Source organism: Lapillicoccus jejuensis (genome assembly GCF_006715055.1).
GTDB classification, from domain to species: Bacteria; Actinomycetota; Actinomycetes; order Actinomycetales; family Dermatophilaceae; genus Lapillicoccus; species Lapillicoccus jejuensis.
In genome coordinates this window covers 3,016,235-3,031,099 of the sequence record NZ_VFMN01000001.1, presented here as the reverse complement: position 1 = coordinate 3,031,099, position 14,865 = coordinate 3,016,235, and the positions used below count along the sequence as shown (strand labels likewise).

The 14,865-nt window shown below is 74.2% G+C and carries 14 protein-coding genes; 6 read left to right on the top strand and 8 right to left on the bottom strand.

Annotation, left to right across the window (positions count from 1 at the left end):
* Positions 1 to 3 precede the first annotated feature (3 nt).
* Both FB458_RS14080 and FB458_RS14075 read left to right on the top strand, forming a co-directional pair.
* Positions 4 to 1,125, top strand: coding sequence for a PLP-dependent cysteine synthase family protein (locus FB458_RS14080; protein ID WP_281286102.1), 1,122 nt, complete (start codon positions 4 to 6; stop codon positions 1,123 to 1,125).
* A gap of 53 nt (positions 1,126 to 1,178) precedes the next feature.
* Positions 1,179 to 2,129, top strand: coding sequence for an NHL repeat-containing protein (locus FB458_RS14075; protein ID WP_141849050.1), 951 nt, complete (start codon positions 1,179 to 1,181; stop codon positions 2,127 to 2,129).
* A 29-nt stretch (positions 2,130 to 2,158) separates the two neighbouring features.
* Here FB458_RS14075 and FB458_RS14070 read toward each other — a convergent pair whose 3' ends face one another.
* Entirely contained in the window at positions 2,159 to 2,779 is a 621-nt protein-coding gene (locus tag FB458_RS14070; RefSeq protein WP_141849049.1) for a TetR/AcrR family transcriptional regulator, read from the bottom strand.
* A 138-nt stretch (positions 2,780 to 2,917) separates the two neighbouring features.
* Between FB458_RS14070 and FB458_RS14065 the strand changes: the two genes are divergently transcribed.
* Entirely contained in the window at positions 2,918 to 3,472 is a 555-nt protein-coding gene (locus FB458_RS14065; RefSeq protein ID WP_141849048.1) for an NADPH-dependent FMN reductase, read from the top strand.
* Between the two features lie 114 nt (positions 3,473 to 3,586).
* Here FB458_RS14065 and FB458_RS14060 read toward each other — a convergent pair whose 3' ends face one another.
* The 3 genes from FB458_RS14060 to FB458_RS21935 are packed head-to-tail and all read right to left on the bottom strand — an operon-like array spanning position 3,587 to position 6,956.
* Positions 3,587 to 4,216, bottom strand: coding sequence for an HAD family hydrolase (locus tag FB458_RS14060; RefSeq protein ID WP_141849047.1), 630 nt, complete (start codon positions 4,214 to 4,216; stop codon positions 3,587 to 3,589).
* Between the two features lie 14 nt (positions 4,217 to 4,230).
* On the bottom strand, positions 4,231 to 6,297 hold the full coding sequence (locus FB458_RS14055) for a YhgE/Pip domain-containing protein (RefSeq protein WP_141849046.1): 2,067 nt from the start codon (positions 6,295 to 6,297) through the stop codon (positions 4,231 to 4,233).
* The gene (locus FB458_RS21935; RefSeq protein ID WP_141849045.1) at positions 6,294 to 6,956 is read right to left on the bottom strand and encodes a hypothetical protein; all 663 of its coding nucleotides are present in this window, start codon (positions 6,954 to 6,956) and stop codon (positions 6,294 to 6,296) included. The genes FB458_RS14055 and FB458_RS21935 overlap by 4 nt, the downstream gene beginning before the upstream one ends.
* Before the next feature lie 59 nt (positions 6,957 to 7,015).
* Here FB458_RS21935 and FB458_RS14045 point away from each other — a divergent pair, with 59 nt between their 5' ends.
* Both FB458_RS14045 and aspS read left to right on the top strand, forming a co-directional pair.
* Entirely contained in the window at positions 7,016 to 7,642 is a 627-nt protein-coding gene (locus FB458_RS14045) for a TetR/AcrR family transcriptional regulator (RefSeq protein WP_141849044.1), read from the top strand.
* 253 nt (positions 7,643 to 7,895) lie between these two features.
* Positions 7,896 to 9,209, top strand: a complete 1,314-nt coding sequence (aspS, locus tag FB458_RS14040) for an aspartate--tRNA(Asn) ligase (protein WP_141849043.1) — start codon at positions 7,896 to 7,898, stop codon at positions 9,207 to 9,209.
* Positions 9,210 to 9,317: 108 nt separating this feature from the next.
* Here aspS and FB458_RS14035 read toward each other — a convergent pair whose 3' ends face one another.
* Both FB458_RS14035 and FB458_RS14030 read right to left on the bottom strand, forming a co-directional pair.
* Positions 9,318 to 9,866: a chloramphenicol phosphotransferase CPT family protein gene (locus tag FB458_RS14035; protein WP_211356045.1), complete on the bottom strand. Its 549-nt coding sequence runs from the start codon at positions 9,864 to 9,866 to the stop codon at positions 9,318 to 9,320.
* Between the two features lie 13 nt (positions 9,867 to 9,879).
* Complete coding sequence (locus FB458_RS14030; protein WP_141849042.1) at positions 9,880 to 10,836, bottom strand: 2-hydroxyacid dehydrogenase; 957 nt, start codon at positions 10,834 to 10,836, stop codon at positions 9,880 to 9,882.
* Between the two features lie 109 nt (positions 10,837 to 10,945).
* Here FB458_RS14030 and FB458_RS14025 point away from each other — a divergent pair, with 109 nt between their 5' ends.
* Positions 10,946 to 11,563: a DUF937 domain-containing protein gene (locus tag FB458_RS14025; protein WP_141849041.1), complete on the top strand. Its 618-nt coding sequence runs from the start codon at positions 10,946 to 10,948 to the stop codon at positions 11,561 to 11,563.
* A 228-nt stretch (positions 11,564 to 11,791) separates the two neighbouring features.
* Here FB458_RS14025 and FB458_RS14020 read toward each other — a convergent pair whose 3' ends face one another.
* Together FB458_RS14020 and FB458_RS14015 are read right to left on the bottom strand one after the other, a co-directional pair.
* Positions 11,792 to 12,619 carry a formate/nitrite transporter family protein gene (locus FB458_RS14020; protein ID WP_141849040.1) on the bottom strand — a complete coding sequence of 276 codons (828 nt, stop codon included), beginning with the start codon at positions 12,617 to 12,619 and terminating at the stop codon, positions 11,792 to 11,794.
* 90 nt (positions 12,620 to 12,709) lie between these two features.
* Positions 12,710 to 14,743: an MSCRAMM family protein gene (locus tag FB458_RS14015; protein ID WP_141849039.1), complete on the bottom strand. Its 2,034-nt coding sequence runs from the start codon at positions 14,741 to 14,743 to the stop codon at positions 12,710 to 12,712.
* Between the last annotated feature and the right edge of the window lie 122 nt (positions 14,744 to 14,865).

The window sequence follows — 14,865 nt, the reverse complement described above, 5'->3', positions numbered from 1 at the left end:
GACGTGCCTGCCGACCCCGTCGTGACTCCGCTGACCGACGTCCCCTCGACCCGCTGCACCCCGCGGGAGTGGGTCGACGAGGCGGTCCGCCGGATCCTCGCCGACGCCCAGCGCAGCGCCGACACGCACCTGCTGCCGGTGCCGGTCCCGGGGTGCCCCGACGTCGACCTCTACCTCAAGGACGAGTCGACGCACCCCACGGGCAGCCTCAAGCACCGCCTCGCTCGCTCGCTCGTCCTGCACGCCCTCGTCAACGGGCTCGTCGGCCCGCGGACGACGCTCGTCGAGGCGAGCAGCGGCTCGACCGCGGTCTCCGAGGCGTACTTCGCCCGGCTGCTCGGTCTGCCCTTCGTCGCGGTCATGGCCCGCACGACGAGCGCCGCCAAGATCGCCCTCATCGAGCGCGAGGGTGGCCGCTGCCACCTCGTCGACGACCCGTCCGAGGTGTACGACGCCGCCCGCTCCCTCGCCGACCAGGGGGACGCGCACTACCTCGACCAGTTCACCTACGCCGAGCGCGCCACCGACTGGCGCGGCAACAACACCATCGCCTCGTCGACCTTCGAGCAGCTGTCGCTCGAGCGGCACCCGGTGCCCGCCTGGGTCGTCGTCGGCGCCGGCACCGGCGGCACGAGCGCGACGATCGGCCGGTACGTCCGCTACCGCGGACTGCCCACCCGGCTCGCCGTCGTCGACCCCGAGGGGTCCGCGTTCCTCACCGCCTTCCGCGACCCCGACGGCGCGGACGGCGAGCCCCGCGGCCGCGGCTCGCGGATCGAGGGCATCGGCCGACCGCGGGTCGAGCCGAGCTTCGTCCCGACCGTCGTCGACCGGATGCTCGGCGTCCCCGACGCCGCGTCGGTCGCCGCGATGCACGTCCTCGCCGAGCGCACCGGCCTGCGCAGCGGCCCGTCGACCGGCACCAACCTGTACGGCGCCCTCTACCTCGCCTGCGAGCTGCAGCGCGAGGGCGGCGGCAGCATCGTCACGCTGCTGTGCGACCCGGCCGAGCGCTACACGACGACGTACGGCGACCCGCGGTGGGCGCACGAGCAGGGTCTCGACACGGCGCCGTACGCCCGGGTGCTGCACCACGCCTTCGACACCGGCGAGTGGAGCGGCTGAGCCGGACCCCTCCGAGGGTGGCGGTAGCTCCCAGGGTCTTCCCAGAATGGGTCATGGACGCCCTGCCCCGCCGCACCCTGCTGACCTCCGCCGCCGCGCTCGCCACCTTCGGCAGCATCGGCCTCACCGCCCGCCCGGCCCTCGCGGCCCGCGCGGAGGTGCCCCTGCCCGACGGGATCCAGCCGGAGGGCATCACGTCCGGTCCGGGTGCCGTCTTCTTCGTCGGCTCGCTCAACGACGGTCGTATCGTCACCGGCGACCTGCTGCGCGGCACCACCCGCGTCCTGCTCCCCGGTGCGACCGGTCGTCAGCTCCGCGGGCTGCTGTACGACGACCGCACCGGCATCGTCCACGCGGTCGGCAACGTCGGGGACGTCGCGCACGTCTGGGCGGTCGGGTCGGCCTCCGGGCGCATCATCCAGGACACCGTCGTGCCCGGTGGCAAGTTCCTCAACGACCTCGTCATCCTCGGTGACGCGCTGTGGGTCACCGACTCCCTCGTCGACCGGCTGACCAAGATCCCGCTCACCTCGACCGGCCGTCCGACGGGCGGCGCCCCCGAGTTCCTCGAGCTGACCGGCCAGTGGCCGGCCGGCGACGGGAAGGCCAACAACGCCAACGGGATCCGCACGCTCCCGGGCGGCACGCTCCTGCTCGACAACTCGCGCGTCGGCGGCCTGTGGCAGGTCAACCCGAGCACCGGTCGGGGTCGCGAGATCCCCGTCGCCGGGTCCCCCGCGATCGTCGGCGGCGACGGCGTCGAGCGGCGCGGCACGACGGCGTACGTCGTCCGCGGCAGCGACAACTACTCGGTCACCGCCGTCGAGCTGTCCCGCGACGGCACGGGCTGGACCGGCACCGTGTCCGAGGTCCTGCGCGACGACCGGCTCGACGTCCCGTCGACCGCGACCTTCGCCGCCGGCGCGCTCTACGCCGTCAACGCGCGGTTCGGCACCGCGTCGCCCGCGACCGCGCGGTACTGGGTCACGCGTCTGCCGCTCTGAGCTGTCGCCCTGACCGGTGACCCGGCGGCTCAGCTCCGCCGGGTCACCCGCTCGAGCAGGTCGACCCAGCCGTCGAGGACGCGCTGGACCGGGAAGCCGTCACCGTCCAGCTGCTGGCTGAGGACGGGCATCTCCAGCGGGGCGAGCAGCGCGGTCGTGAGGACCGGCAGGTCGCCGTCGACGCCGAGCTGCTCGAGCAGTATCCGCACGTGCATCGCCGCGAACGACCAGGCGGGCAGGCTGCGCCGGCCCGCCACCCCGGCCGCCGCGATGAGCTCGGCGTGCCGCAGGGTCGACTCCAGGCGTGAGCGGCCGAAGGCGACGAGCCGGTCGTACGGCGGCGCCCCGGGCCCCAGCGGAGGCGGCCCCGAGAGGACGGCCGTCTGCCACTCCGCCTCGGACAGGTTGAGCAGGGCCCCCATGAGCCCCTCCCGGGAGCCGAACCGGCGGAACACGGTGCCCTTGCCGACGCCCGCGCGCTGGGCGACGGCGTCCATCGTCACGGCGCCGACGCACGACTCGGCGACGAGCGCGGCGGCGGCCTCGAGCAGGGCCTCGCGGTTGCGGGCGGCGTCGGCGCGGAGGTGGTCAGGCAGCACGGGGCCGGGACGCGCGACGAGCGGCAGGGCGTGCTCGGGTCCGGTGGCCATCCCCGTCAGCCTAGGGGCGGGGCGTCGTACGAGACCCGGGAATGAAAGCGGACCAGGGTCCGTTTATGATCGTCGACGGCACACGGGCGTGCCTTCCCCGACACCTTCGTCCTCCTCCGTCCTCCACAAGGAGTGCCCATGTCCACCACCCCCCAGACCGTCGCCGTCCTCGTCGGCAGCCTGCGCGCCGGCTCGACCAACCGCAAGCTCGCCGAGCAGCTGCGCGACTCCGCCCCCGAGGGCGTCGTCGTCGACATCGTCGAGGGCCTCGACGCCGTGCCGTTCTACAACGAGGACGTCGACGGCGAGACCGCCCCGGCCGCCGCCCAGGCCCTGCGCGAGCGCGTCGCCCGCGCCGACAAGGTCCTCGCGGTGACCCCCGAGTACAACGGCACCATGCCGGCCGTCCTCAACAACGCCATCGACTGGCTGTCGCGGCCCTACGGCCAGGGCGCCATCGCCGGCAAGCCGTTCGGCGTCGTCGGCACCACCCCGACCCCGTACGGCGGCAAGTGGTCGCACGCCGACACGCAGCGCTCGGCCAAGATCGCCGGCGCCGTCGTCGTCGAGGACGTCGTCGTCTCGCAGCCGGGCGTCGAGGTCGACGTCCTCACCGACCCCGAGGTCCAGGCCAAGTTCCGCTCGGCCCTCACCCAGCTCGTCGAGTACACGCCGGAGACCGTCGCCGCCTGAGTCTCCGGCCAGAGGGGGGAACACCCCACTTGTTGCTGATTCTGGGCACCCTGCTGGGTGTCAGGAAGAAGCAACAAGTGGGGTGTTCGTCGTGGTGGCCCCGCGCCCGCCTCGTCAGAGAGCGGGGACGACGCCGTACGACGCGAGGCCGGCAAGCAGTGCGTCGGTGCCCAGCGTGTGGTCCCAGTGCACGCCGGTCATGCCGAGGCTCTGGGCGGACGCGACGTTGTCCTCGCGGTCGTCGACGAAGAGGATCTCGGCCGGGTCGGCGCCGATCCGCTGGGCGCACCGCCGGAAGTACTCGACGTCGGGCTTGGCGACGCCGAGGTCGTAGGAGTAGCAGCTGACGTCGAACAGCTCGTCGTACCCCAGCTCGGTGCGCATCAGCTCGCCGCGCCGGCGGGCCTGGTTGGTGCCGAGGTGGACGCCGTACCCGGCGGCGCGCAGCCGCGGCACGAGCGCGAGCACCTCGTCGACGGTCTGCACCCGGTGCCAGACGGCGAGGTACAGCTCCTCGCCCGTGACGTCGAGCCCCAGCTCGCCGAGCGCCTTGTCCAGGTGGGGGACGAGGTCGTCCTCCCCCACCAGGGCGGGCCGCTCGTCCTCGAAGGCCTGCCCGAGGAAGGTCTCGGCGTGGTCGCCGACGTACGGCCGCACCGCCTCGACCCATCCGCCGGGCAGGGTCTGCAGGACCCCGTCGGCGTCGAAGAGCAGATGGCGTACGGGGCCGCGGGGGTCGGTCACGCCTCCATCCTCGCTCACAGGCTCAGCTCCGGCTTGAGCCGGGCCGGGGTCCACACCGCCGATCGACGTGCCGCCCACGACGTCCAGGCCAGCGCGGCGACGAGCCACACGAGCAGGACCGCGACGTCGACCGTGAGGTGGCCCAGGTCGGCGCCGTACATCACCCGGCGCAGGCCGTCGATCGCGTAGGTCATCGGCATGACCTCGTGGATCGCCCGCAGCGGCGCCGGCAGCGTCTGCCACGGGAACGTGCCCCCGGCCGAGACGAGCTGCACGACCATGAGGACGAGTCCCAGGAAGGTCCCCACCGCACCGAGCCGCGCCTTGAGGGCCTGGAGGATCGCGACGAAGGTCAACGACGCGAGGACCATCAGGCCGAGCGCACCGACCGGGTGCGCGACGTCGATGCGCAGGACGAGACCGACGACGGCGAGCGCGACGACCGCCTGGACGGCGGCCGCGAGCGACGGGGCGAGCCACCCGGCGAGGGCGACCTTGGGCGAGCGGACCCGGGCGGCGACGGCGCGTGCGGAGAGCGGCTTGACGACGAGGAAGAGCGTGTAGGCGCCGATCCACAGCGCCAGGCTGAGGAAGAAGGGCGCCAGCCCCGCGCCGTACGTCGCCGCCTTCGCCTCACCCACCTGGTCGACGGCGACGGGGCTGCCGATGGTCTGGGCGGCCGCTGTCCGCGCCTGGGGCGACAGGTCGGGGATCGAGCTGGTGCCCTTGGCCAGTCCGGTCGCGAGCTGGGCCGCCCCCTGCTGCAGCTGCTGGGTGCCGGACGCGAACTGCCCGGCCCCGGACTGCAGCTTCTGGGCGCCGGCGAGCGCGTCCTGCTGGCCGGTCGCGAGGCGGTGCGCGCCGGCGGCGGCGTCGGAGGCGCCGGCGGCGAGCTGCGTCGTCCCGGTGTGCAGGGTGGCCGCGCCGGTGGCTGCCTGGTGGATGCCGGACTGGAGCGGCCCGGCGGCGGAGGCCAGCTGCTGCGCGCCCCGGGCGACCTGCGCCGCGCCGGCGGACAGCTGCTGGAGCTGGCCGTTGGCCTGCTGCACGGTGCCGTCGGCGGCGGTCACCGGTGCGGCGACCTTGTCGAGCTCGGCGTTCACCGCAGCGACCTGGTCGGCGGTCAGGCCGGCGGCGGTGAGGCGCGCGTCGATCGCGGCCCGGTCGGTGGTGAGCGCGGTCGCGGCCTGCTGCGAGGCGGCGGCGACCTGGGCGCCGACGGAGGCGACCTGCGCGTTGCCGTCGGAGACCTGTTGCGCCCCGGCGGCCAGCCGCGCGGTCTGCGCGGGCAGGCTCGCCGTCGACGTGTCGAGGGTGGCCAGACCGGACGCGAGGGTGGCCGCACCGGCGTCGGCCTGCGTCGCCCCGGCGGAGAGCCGGTCCGCGCCGGACGCCAGCGCGTTCGTGCCGGTGACGAGCTGCTGCTCCCCGGCCACGAGCGAGCCCGCCCCGGTGGCGAGCTGCTGCGCCCCGCTGCTCGCCGAACCCGCGCCCTGCTGCAGCGTCCTCGCGCCGTCAGCGGCCTGCGCGACCTGGTCGTGGATGGTGGAGAAGCCGACCAGCAGCCGCTGCGCGGCCTGGCTGGTGACCTGCTCGGCGACCGTCTTCGTCACCTGCTGGGCCAGCTGACCGGCGATGCTGCGGGCCAGGTAGTTGTTGGCGTCGTTGGTGACGAGCTCGAGGCGGCCCTGGCGCGGGTCGTTCCCGGCGCTCGAGGCAAGGTCGGTCGAGAAGCTTGCGGGGACGAGGAGCGCGAAGTCGTAGGTGCCGTCGTCGACCCCGGCGAGGGCCTGCGCGCGGTCGACGCGGTGCCAGTCGAAGGACTTGGACTCCAGGAGCTGGTCACCGACGTCCTGACCGGCGGTGAGCTTCGCGCCGTCCGCGAGGGTGGTGCCGGTGTCCTCGACGACGATGGCGGCGGGGACGCGGTCGAGGGCGCCGTACGGGTCCTTGTTGGCCCACAGGTAGAGCCCGCTGTAGATCGTCGGGACGAGGACGAGCGCGAGGAGGGCGGCGCGGGCGAGCCGGCCGGCGCTGAGCCGGCGCAGCTCGGTGACGGCGAGGCGCAGGACGGTGGTCACGCGGGCACCTCCTCGATCGACGCGGTCGTCGCGGTCGTCGCGGTCGGGGTGACCGGCCCGGCGAGGGCGGCGATCGTGTCGGGTCGGCAGAGGACGACGACGGTGAGCACGGTGTCGGCCTGGGCGCGGGCGGCGGCGTACCAGCGGCGGGGGTCGCCGCCGTGCCGGTCGGGCCCGGCGAGGACGAGGACCTGCGCGTCGGGCCGGCGGGCGGCGACGTCGAGCAGGATCGCGGTGCGGTCGCCGGGGTCGAGGGTGTCCCAGCGCACCGAGCCGTCGGCGACGCCGTGCTCGAGCAGGACGCGGCGGGCGGCGGTGCCGCGCGAGGGCCGGCGGGCGAGGACGAGCTGCTCGCGCACCACGGCGGTGGCGGGCAGGGCGTCCTCCGGGGCGGTGACGCCCTCGACGTCGACGAGGACGACGTGCCGGCGCAGGACGTGCGGGTCGCTTTCGCCCCACAGGTCGACGCTGCCACCCCCGAGCCGTACGGCGCCCCCGAGGGCGAGGGCGAGCGCGGTGGCCTCCCGTGCGGAGCCTTCCGGTCCGACGGGGACGAGGGTGACCTCGCCGGGCTCGGCGACGAGCGAGGTCGGCGGCAGCAGCGGGTCGTGCTGGGGCGACGGTCCGGGGACGGTGACGTCGGTCGCGATGAGACGCATGGGGGGCTCCTGATATCGATACAAGTCTGTATCCGATACAACACTGTATCCTCATCGGTATGCCCGCGTCGAAACGTCACCCCGAGACCTCGCTCACCCCCCGGCGGGCAGCGACCCGGGACCGGCTCATCGACGCGGCCCATGAGGTCTTCGCCGAGCGCGGCTTCCACGGGGCGAGCGTCGAGGACCTCTGTGAGCGGGCCGGCTTCACCCGCGGTGCGTTCTACTCCAACTTCTCGTCCAAGGATGATCTCGTCCTGGAGATCTCGCAGCGCTACAGCGAGCGCCTCTTGGCGGGCGTCGCGCAGGTCGCGGCGCGCGACGACCTCACCCCGGCCGAGGTGGTCCAGGCGGTGCTGACGGCGTGGACGAGCGACCGGCGCGAGCGGCGGCTGTGGTGGCTCCTGCAGACCGAGTTCACCCTGCACGCCGTACGGGACTCGGCCGCCGGCCGGTCCTGGGCCAAGCAGCAGGCAGGGGTGCGCACCAGCCTGGCCCGGCTCGTGGAGGAGACCGCGGCCCGGCGCGGACTGACCCTGCCGGTGAGCGCCGACGACTTCGCCCGGGCGGCGATGGCTCTGGCCGCCGCCGGCACCGGGCAGCACCTGCTCGAGCCGCGCTCCCAGCCCGACGGGGCGCTGGCCGCGCGGGTGCTCCGGGTCCTGCTCGGTGCGCAGGCTGGCTGAGCCGTGTCACACTGGCCCTGCATCCGGCGTCGACGGGAGACCGAGTAGCCGGAGGGTGCCACTGCCGAGAGAGCCGCCGTAGCTGTGATGGCGGCCAGTGGTCCTCCGACGAAGACACCTCCTCGAGCCGGGGGCAGCTGGCCCCTCCGGGCCGACGAGGTCGGCGTTCCGCCGACGAAGGTGTGGTGGCACCGCGACCTGGCCCCCGCCCACACCTCACGGGCCCTCGTCATGAAACCGGAGGTGAACCCCGTTGTCCCCCAGCACTCTCAGCACCAGCTCGACGCTCGCCCGCACCCTCGCGGCCGACCTGTCCACCGCGCCACCAGGCGCCCGCGTCACCCTCCAGGGGTGGCTGCACCGTCGCCGTGACCTCGCGCGGGTGACGTTCCTCGTCGTGCGCGACCGCAGCGGCCTCGCGCAGGTCGTCGTGGCCGCGGGCGGCGCCGAGCTGCCGCCCGGCTGCTCCGAGGAGGCGGCGCTCGAGGTCTCCGGCACGGTCGCCGCCAACCCCGCCGCCCCCGGCGGGGTCGAGGTCGTCGACCCGACCGTCACCGTCCTCGGCGAGCCCGCGGGCCCGCCGTCGGTCGAGCTGTGGCGCCCGCAGCCGACCGCGTCGCTGCCCGTCCTGCTCGACCGCGCCCCGGTCGCGTGGCGCCACCCGCGCCAGAAGGCCCTCTGGCAGCTCTCCGCCGCGGCGCTCGCCGGGTTCCGCTCGACCCTCGACCACTCGGGCTTCACCGAGATCCAGACGCCCAAGGTCGTCGGCCAGGTCACCGAGTCGGGGGCGAACGTCTTCCGCCTCGACTGGTTCGGTGAGCCGGCCTTCCTCGCGCAGTCGCCGCAGCTGTACAAGCAGCAGCTCGTCGGTGTCTTCGAGCGGGTCTACGAGACGGGGCCGGTGTTCCGCGCCGAGCCGCACGACACCGTGCGGCACCTCGCGGAGTACGTCTCGCTGGACGTCGAGCTCGGGTTCGTCCGCGACCACCGCGACGTGCTCGCCGTGCTCCGCGACGCCGTCGCGGGCATGCTCGAGTCCGTACGACGCTCCCCCGCCGCGCAGCTGCTCGGCGTCGACGTGCCGGTGATGCCGGACGAGGTGCCGGTCATCCACTTCGCCGACGCGCTCGCGCTCGTCGGCGCACCCGAGGACGAGCCCGACCTGGCGCCGGCGCACGAGCGCGCGCTCGGCGCCTGGGCCCGGGAGGTGCACGGCTCGGACTTCGTCGCCGTCGAGGGCTACCCGATGACCAAGCGGCCGTTCTACACCCATCCGCAGCCGGACGACCCGCGATGGAGCAACAGCTTCGACCTGCTGTTCCGCGGGCTCGAGCTCGTCACCGGCGGGCAGCGGCTGCACCGCCACGAGGACTACGTCGCCGCCATCGAGGCGCGCGGCGAGACCCCGGAGGCGTACGCCGACTACCTGCAGGCGTTCGCCGCCGGGATGCCCCCGCACGGCGGCTTCGCCATCGGTCTCGAGCGCTTCACCGCGCGGCTCGCGCAGGTCGACAACGTCCGCGAGGTCACGCTCTTCCCGCGCGACCTGCACCGCCTGCGGCCGTGACCACGGGTCGCCGTACGGCGTGCTCGCCGTACGGCGGCTCCACAGCTCGGGCGCATCGACCGGTGGGGACGACGACGTCGTCCCCACCGGCTGTCGCACGGCGGGTCGTCACGCCAGCTGGTCGGCGATGCGACGAGCGCACTCCTCGGGGGTAGCCGCGCCGCTGTCCACGACGAGGTCGTACGCGACGCCAGCGTGGACGCGGAGAGCCTGCCCGAGCGCCATCCCCACGGGACGGTCACCGCGCGCTCGCTCTCGCTCCGCCGCGATCTCGGGGGCGCACCGAACCCCTACCCACAACACCTCGAGCCCGCCTAGCCGTGTGCGGGTGCGTTCCTGGGACACCACGCCGTCGAGGAAGACGTCGTCGATGATGATGCCGACGCCGGCGCGCGCCATCTCGGCCACGCCGCGCGACCACGCCGTCTCCACGGCACGCCATTGATCGCCGAGCAGCACCTCCCCGTCCGGGCCGTAGGAGATGAGCGATGACGTCGCCACGTCGATCAGGTCGTCGACGCCGACCAGCAGCCAGGGGCGAGGCAGCAGCTCCTGCAGGCGCCGCCCGATCGTGGTCTTGCCTGAGCTGGACCCACCGTTGAGGACGACGACGTCGACAGGGACGTCCGCGTGGTCCTCCCTCACGGTCGATCCCACCACCCGGTCCTCGTCAGCGGCCGGTGAGGACGACGTGCTCGACCTCGCCCGTCGCGGCGTACGACGTCAGCTGCGACCGGACCATCCGCAGGGCCCGCGGGAGGAACGCCGTACTGGCGCCACCGACGTGGGGTGAGATGAGCACCCCCGGCGCCGACCACAGCGGGTGGTCTTCCGGCAGCGGCTCGGGGTCGGTGACGTCGAGCGCCGCGGTGATCCGGCCGGTCGTCAGCGCCGCCACCAGGGCGTCGGTGTCCACCACCTTGCCGCGGGCGACGTTGACGAGCAGGGCGCCGTCGGGCATCGCGGCCAGGAAGGCCTCGTCGACGAGGCCGGTGGTGTCGTCGGTCAGCGGGACGATGAGGACGACGACCTCGTGGTGCGGCAGCAGCGCCGGCAGCTCGGCGATGCCGTGGACCTCGCTGACCAGGTCGTCGCCGGCGCGGGCCTTCGACGCGACCGCGGTGACCTCGACCTCGAACGGCAGCAGCCGCCGGACGACCGCACGGCCGACGTTGCCGTAGCCCACGACGAGGACGCGCTTGTCGGCGAGCGCCGGCCACTGCTGCGTCCGCTGCCACTCGCCCCGGTCCTGCGCGCGGACGAAGGTCGGGATGCCGCGCAGCGCCGCGAGGGTCAGGGTGAGGGCGAGCTCGGCCGTCGACGCGTCGTGGACACCCGCCGCGTTGGCCAGGCGGACGCCGGCCGGGATGTGGGTGGCCACGTTGTCGTAGCCGGCGGTGAGGAGCTGGACCACCTCCAGGTGGGGCAGCTCCGCGAGCAGCTCGGGCCGCTGCTGCTTGTCGAGGTACGGCGGCACGACGACGCGGATCTCGTCGGCGCGGGGGTGCGGCTCGTGCAGGTCCCACGCGGCGAGCTCGACGCCGTCGAGCGGTCCCGAGCGCTGGATCAGCTCGACCCACTGCTCGTCGGGGACGGTGACCAGGGGGCGGGTCGTGTCGGAGGCCATGACGGCAACCTAGCCGGGCGCTCGCCGACTCCCCCGGGCGCGTCCGAGGCTAGGGTCGGGAGTGAGGTCGGCGCACGGCCGCGCCAGCCCGCCAGCGCGAGGAGCCCCCGTGTCCGAGATCGACGACCTCATGGCCCACCTGCCGATGGACCAGATCGCCGCCCGTCTGGGGGTCGACCCGGCCCAGGCCGAGCAGAGCACCCGCACGGTGCTGCCCGCGCTGCTCGGCGGGCTCCAGGCCAACGCCCAGGACCCCGCCGGCGCGCAGTCGCTCGCCGGGGCCCTCCAGCAGCACGACCCGTCCCTGCTCGGGTCGGGGCTCGACCGGGTCGACGAGAACGACGGTCAGGCCATCGTGGGCAACATCTTCGGGCAGCACACCGACTCGGTCGCGTCCCGGCTCGGATCGGTCGGCGGCGCCGGTGGCAGCGGCATCGTGCAGCAGCTGCTGCCGCTGCTGGCGCCGTACGTCATGGCCTACCTCGCCCGGCGCCTGTCCGGCACCGGCGGGCTCGGCGGCATCCTCGGTGGCGCCCTGGGCGGCGCCGGCGGCGGCGTGCAGCCGGCGAGCGGCGGCGTGGGCGACGTCCTCGGGGGTGTGCTCGGTCAGGTCCTCGGCGGGGCCGGCCAGGCGGCCCCGACGTCGTCATCGACCTCGAGCGGCGCCCCCGGCGGCATCCTGGGCGACCTGCTGGGAGGACTGCTCGGCGGCGGCAAGCGGGCCTGAGCGCATCCCGTGCTCACCACCGCCGCCGGCGGGACGGCGAGTGAAGGAGGGACCCGGACCGCGGCATCGCAGGCCAGGACGCGAAGGCCTTCGATCGCCACCGGGGTGACCCCTGGCCCGGGCCTCCCACGACCGTCCGCCGCCGTCGGAGGCTGCCCAGCCGGGCAAGCTGCCCGAGCGTGGTGGCACCGGACCGGAGCCCCCGGGAATCCGCCGCCGGTCGCAGGCTCAGCCCGTCTGTCCCTGATCGCGACTCTCGGCGACCCGGTGCGGGATCCTCAGCAGGCGGATGCCGGTGACGAGGACGAGCCCACCCACCATGTTGCCGAACGTGGACCAGCCGAGGGCCCTGACCCAGTCGAGGATGTCGTAGTCAGCGCGGCCGGTGATGAGTCCGGCGAACATGAAGATCGAGTCCAGCACCGAGTGGAAGAGCTGGGCGCCGACGAGCACGAACGACATCAGCACCGCGGCCACGATGCGGACCCCGAGCTCCTCGGTGGCGTGCTGCATCCGCGTCAGCAGGGTGATCACCGCGCCCGCGAGCACCGCGAGGAAGAACGATCGCCAGGACACCCCGAGGTGGGCGTAGTGGGAGCCCGCCGTGGCCGCGACGTCCCGCACGTCCGGGAGCGCCACGACGATCATCGCGGCCATGGCGAGTCCCGCGACCAGGTTGGTCGCCAACGTGACCCCCCACAACCGCACCAGCTGCAAGAGCGACCCGGCCTTGGCGATCACGGAGATCACCGGGACCAGGAAGTTCTCCGTGAACAGCTCGCTCTTGGCCAGGAGCAGGGCGACGAAGCCGACCGTGAACGCCACGGAGGCGAGCAAGGGGTTGTCGGTCTTCGCCTCGACCACCAGGTAGATCAGTACCCCCACCCCCACGTCGACGCCCCCCAGCAGACCTGTCGACACCAGCGCGAGCAGGGGCCGGTCCAACCGCTGGTGCCCTTCGGTTACCAGGCGTTCGTAGGCCTCTTCGAGCTCGGGCTCGTCGCGCGAGCCCTTCGGTGGGACGACGTCGTCGGAACCGCCCGATGGCCGGCTCACGAGCGGGGTCCGGGTCTGACGCCAGCGCGGTTCATGTGACGGCACGCTAGCCGCTGTGGCTCACGGGGCGGCTCGGGGACGTCGCGGTGGTCATCGGCGTAGAAGGGTCCTGCGCACGGCGAGCGCGGTGCCTCCGGTGACGAGCAACACCAGCGCGAGGACGAGCGGTGGTCCGACGTCGGTCCCGGTGTCCGGCAGCCTGCCGTCGCCCGTCCCCGACGGGGCGCCCGTTCCCCCCGGTGGCGCGGTGACCGGCGGCGCCGACGGGGGCGGTGTCACCGGGGGGCTCGTCGGTGGAGGGGTGGGAGTCGGCGTCGCGGCGACCGCGGTGAGGTCGAAGTCCTCGGTGCCGAAGCTCTCCCCCGCCTCGGTGACCATGACGGACCGGGTCGTCTGCCCCGTGGTCGTCCCGTCGGGGGGTTCGACCGTGATGGTCCAGCCGCCCGGCTCGAGCCCCTCGAGGACGTAGCGACCCTGCGCGTCGGTCGTCAAGGTCGTCGACGCGCCGCCCGGCCCGGACACGGTCACGCCCACTCCTGCGAGGGGGTCCCCATCGAGGGTGACGAGACCGGCCACCAGGCCGGGCCGGGTGAGCGCGACGTCCTGCCCCGTCACGTCGGCCGTCGTCACCGTGACGGTCTGCGCCGGCGGCGCGCGGTAGCCGTCGGGCGGGTCGGGTACGAGGACGTCGTACGTCCCCGGCGGGACCCGGTCGAAGGCGTAGGTGCCGTCGGCGCCGGTGACGACCCGGTCGAGAGGGGCGCCTCCCGACGTCAGCTCGACCACGACCCCCGGTACGGGGTCCTCCCCCGCCCGGACCGTGCCGCTCACCGTCGGGTCGGCGACCAGAACGAAGTCCTGGTAGCGCACGACGACGGTGCTCGACGGCGCCACCGTGAAGGTCCGCTGCGGGGGTGTGGCGCCGCGGTACCCGTCCGGCACCGTGGCGGTGACCGTCCAGTCGCCGGGGTCGAGCCGGTCGAGGCCGTACCGGCCGTCGGGACCGGTCGTGACGGTGCGGCTGGTGCCGCCGGCGAGCGCCACGGTGACCGTCACCCCGGCGACGGGCTGCCCGTCGGTGTCCGTCACCGTCCCCTCGACGGCCGCGGTCGTGATCTGCCGGACGGTGAAGTCGGCCGTGGCGTCCCCCACCGACAGGTCGACGGTGCGGCTGACCGGTCCGACGACCTGGCACGTGTCAGGGACGGTCGACAGCGCGACGGTCCAGTCCGGGCTGGCGGCCGGCCCGGGCACGGACCAGGTGCCGTCGGCGAGCGGGTGCGTCGTGGCGACCACCGAGCCGTCGGTGCGCAGGACGTCGACCGTCGTCGCCGTCACGTCGCAGGTCCCGGAGGCCACGGCGACCGTGCCGGTGAGGTCCTGGGTCCGCAGCGCGAACCACGTCTGGAAGACGGGGAACCCGGCCCGTCGGGTGAAGACGAGGCTGAGACTGGTCAGCGGCACGGTCGGCGAGAACCAGCCGCTCGCTCCGGTCGTGTCGACCGCGCCGGCGTTGCCGGTGAGGGTGGCGGTGGCGGGGTCCCAGGTCGGGACGTCGTACGTCGTCTGCGTCGCGCAGCCGCTGGGGCGCGGCGTGCGCGAGCAGTAGCTGAAGGCGCCCTGGAACCCGAGCTGGGCGCTCGTCGCCGCCGTCCCGTCGGCGGTCGTCGCCGAGACCGTGACGGCATCCGCGTCGATGTCGCCGAGGACGAGCGACCAGCCGAGCGGGGTCGGGTGGTCGAAGACGTACGTCGTCGTCGACGGGGTGCTCGCGGTGTCGGCCTGCGGCCGCAGCAGCAGGTACGCCTTGTTCTGCGAGGAGCCGTACACCTGCCCCGGCGGCGTCCACGACGGCAGCCACACCGTGCTGCCGGTCTGCGGACCGACCGAGCCCGAGCGGCTGTCCGTGCGCACCGACGCGGTCGGGAAGGTCGGCCCGAGCTGCAGCGTCGAGGTGTAGGCGGTCGAGGAGCCGGAGAGGGCGCCGTAGGTCCCCCACACAGCGGCGGTCGCCGCGCTCGCCGGCGCAGCGGGCAGCACGGCGCCGACCAGGACGACGGCGAGACCGAGGAGGCCGACCACGAGGGGGACGAGGGTACGGCGGGCCCGGGAGGAGCGGGTCACGCGAGAACGCTAGACCGTAGCCGACAGGGCCGCCATTCGACGTCTGGGGCCCTGGCCACCTTGAGCAGACGTCAACCTTACCTTGACACTTGGCCCCCCCGGAGGTCATCCGGTCGGGTGGT

What these genes read in the sequence shown, in the direction of transcription:
- FB458_RS14045 (WP_141849044.1), top strand. Translation starts at nt 7,016, where the DNA reads ATGCCCGCGTCGAAACGTCACCCCGAGACCTCGCTCACCCCCCGGCGG.
- FB458_RS14065 (WP_141849048.1), top strand. Translation starts at nt 2,918, where the DNA reads ATGTCCACCACCCCCCAGACCGTCGCCGTCCTCGTCGGCAGCCTGCGC.
- FB458_RS14075 (WP_141849050.1), top strand. Translation starts at nt 1,179, where the DNA reads ATGGACGCCCTGCCCCGCCGCACCCTGCTGACCTCCGCCGCCGCGCTC.
- FB458_RS21935 (WP_141849045.1), bottom strand. Translation starts at nt 6,956, where the DNA reads ATGCGTCTCATCGCGACCGACGTCACCGTCCCCGGACCGTCGCCCCAG.
- FB458_RS14070 (WP_141849049.1), bottom strand. Translation starts at nt 2,779, where the DNA reads ATGGCCACCGGACCCGAGCACGCCCTGCCGCTCGTCGCGCGTCCCGGC.
- FB458_RS14030 (WP_141849042.1), bottom strand. Translation starts at nt 10,836, where the DNA reads ATGGCCTCCGACACGACCCGCCCCCTGGTCACCGTCCCCGACGAGCAG.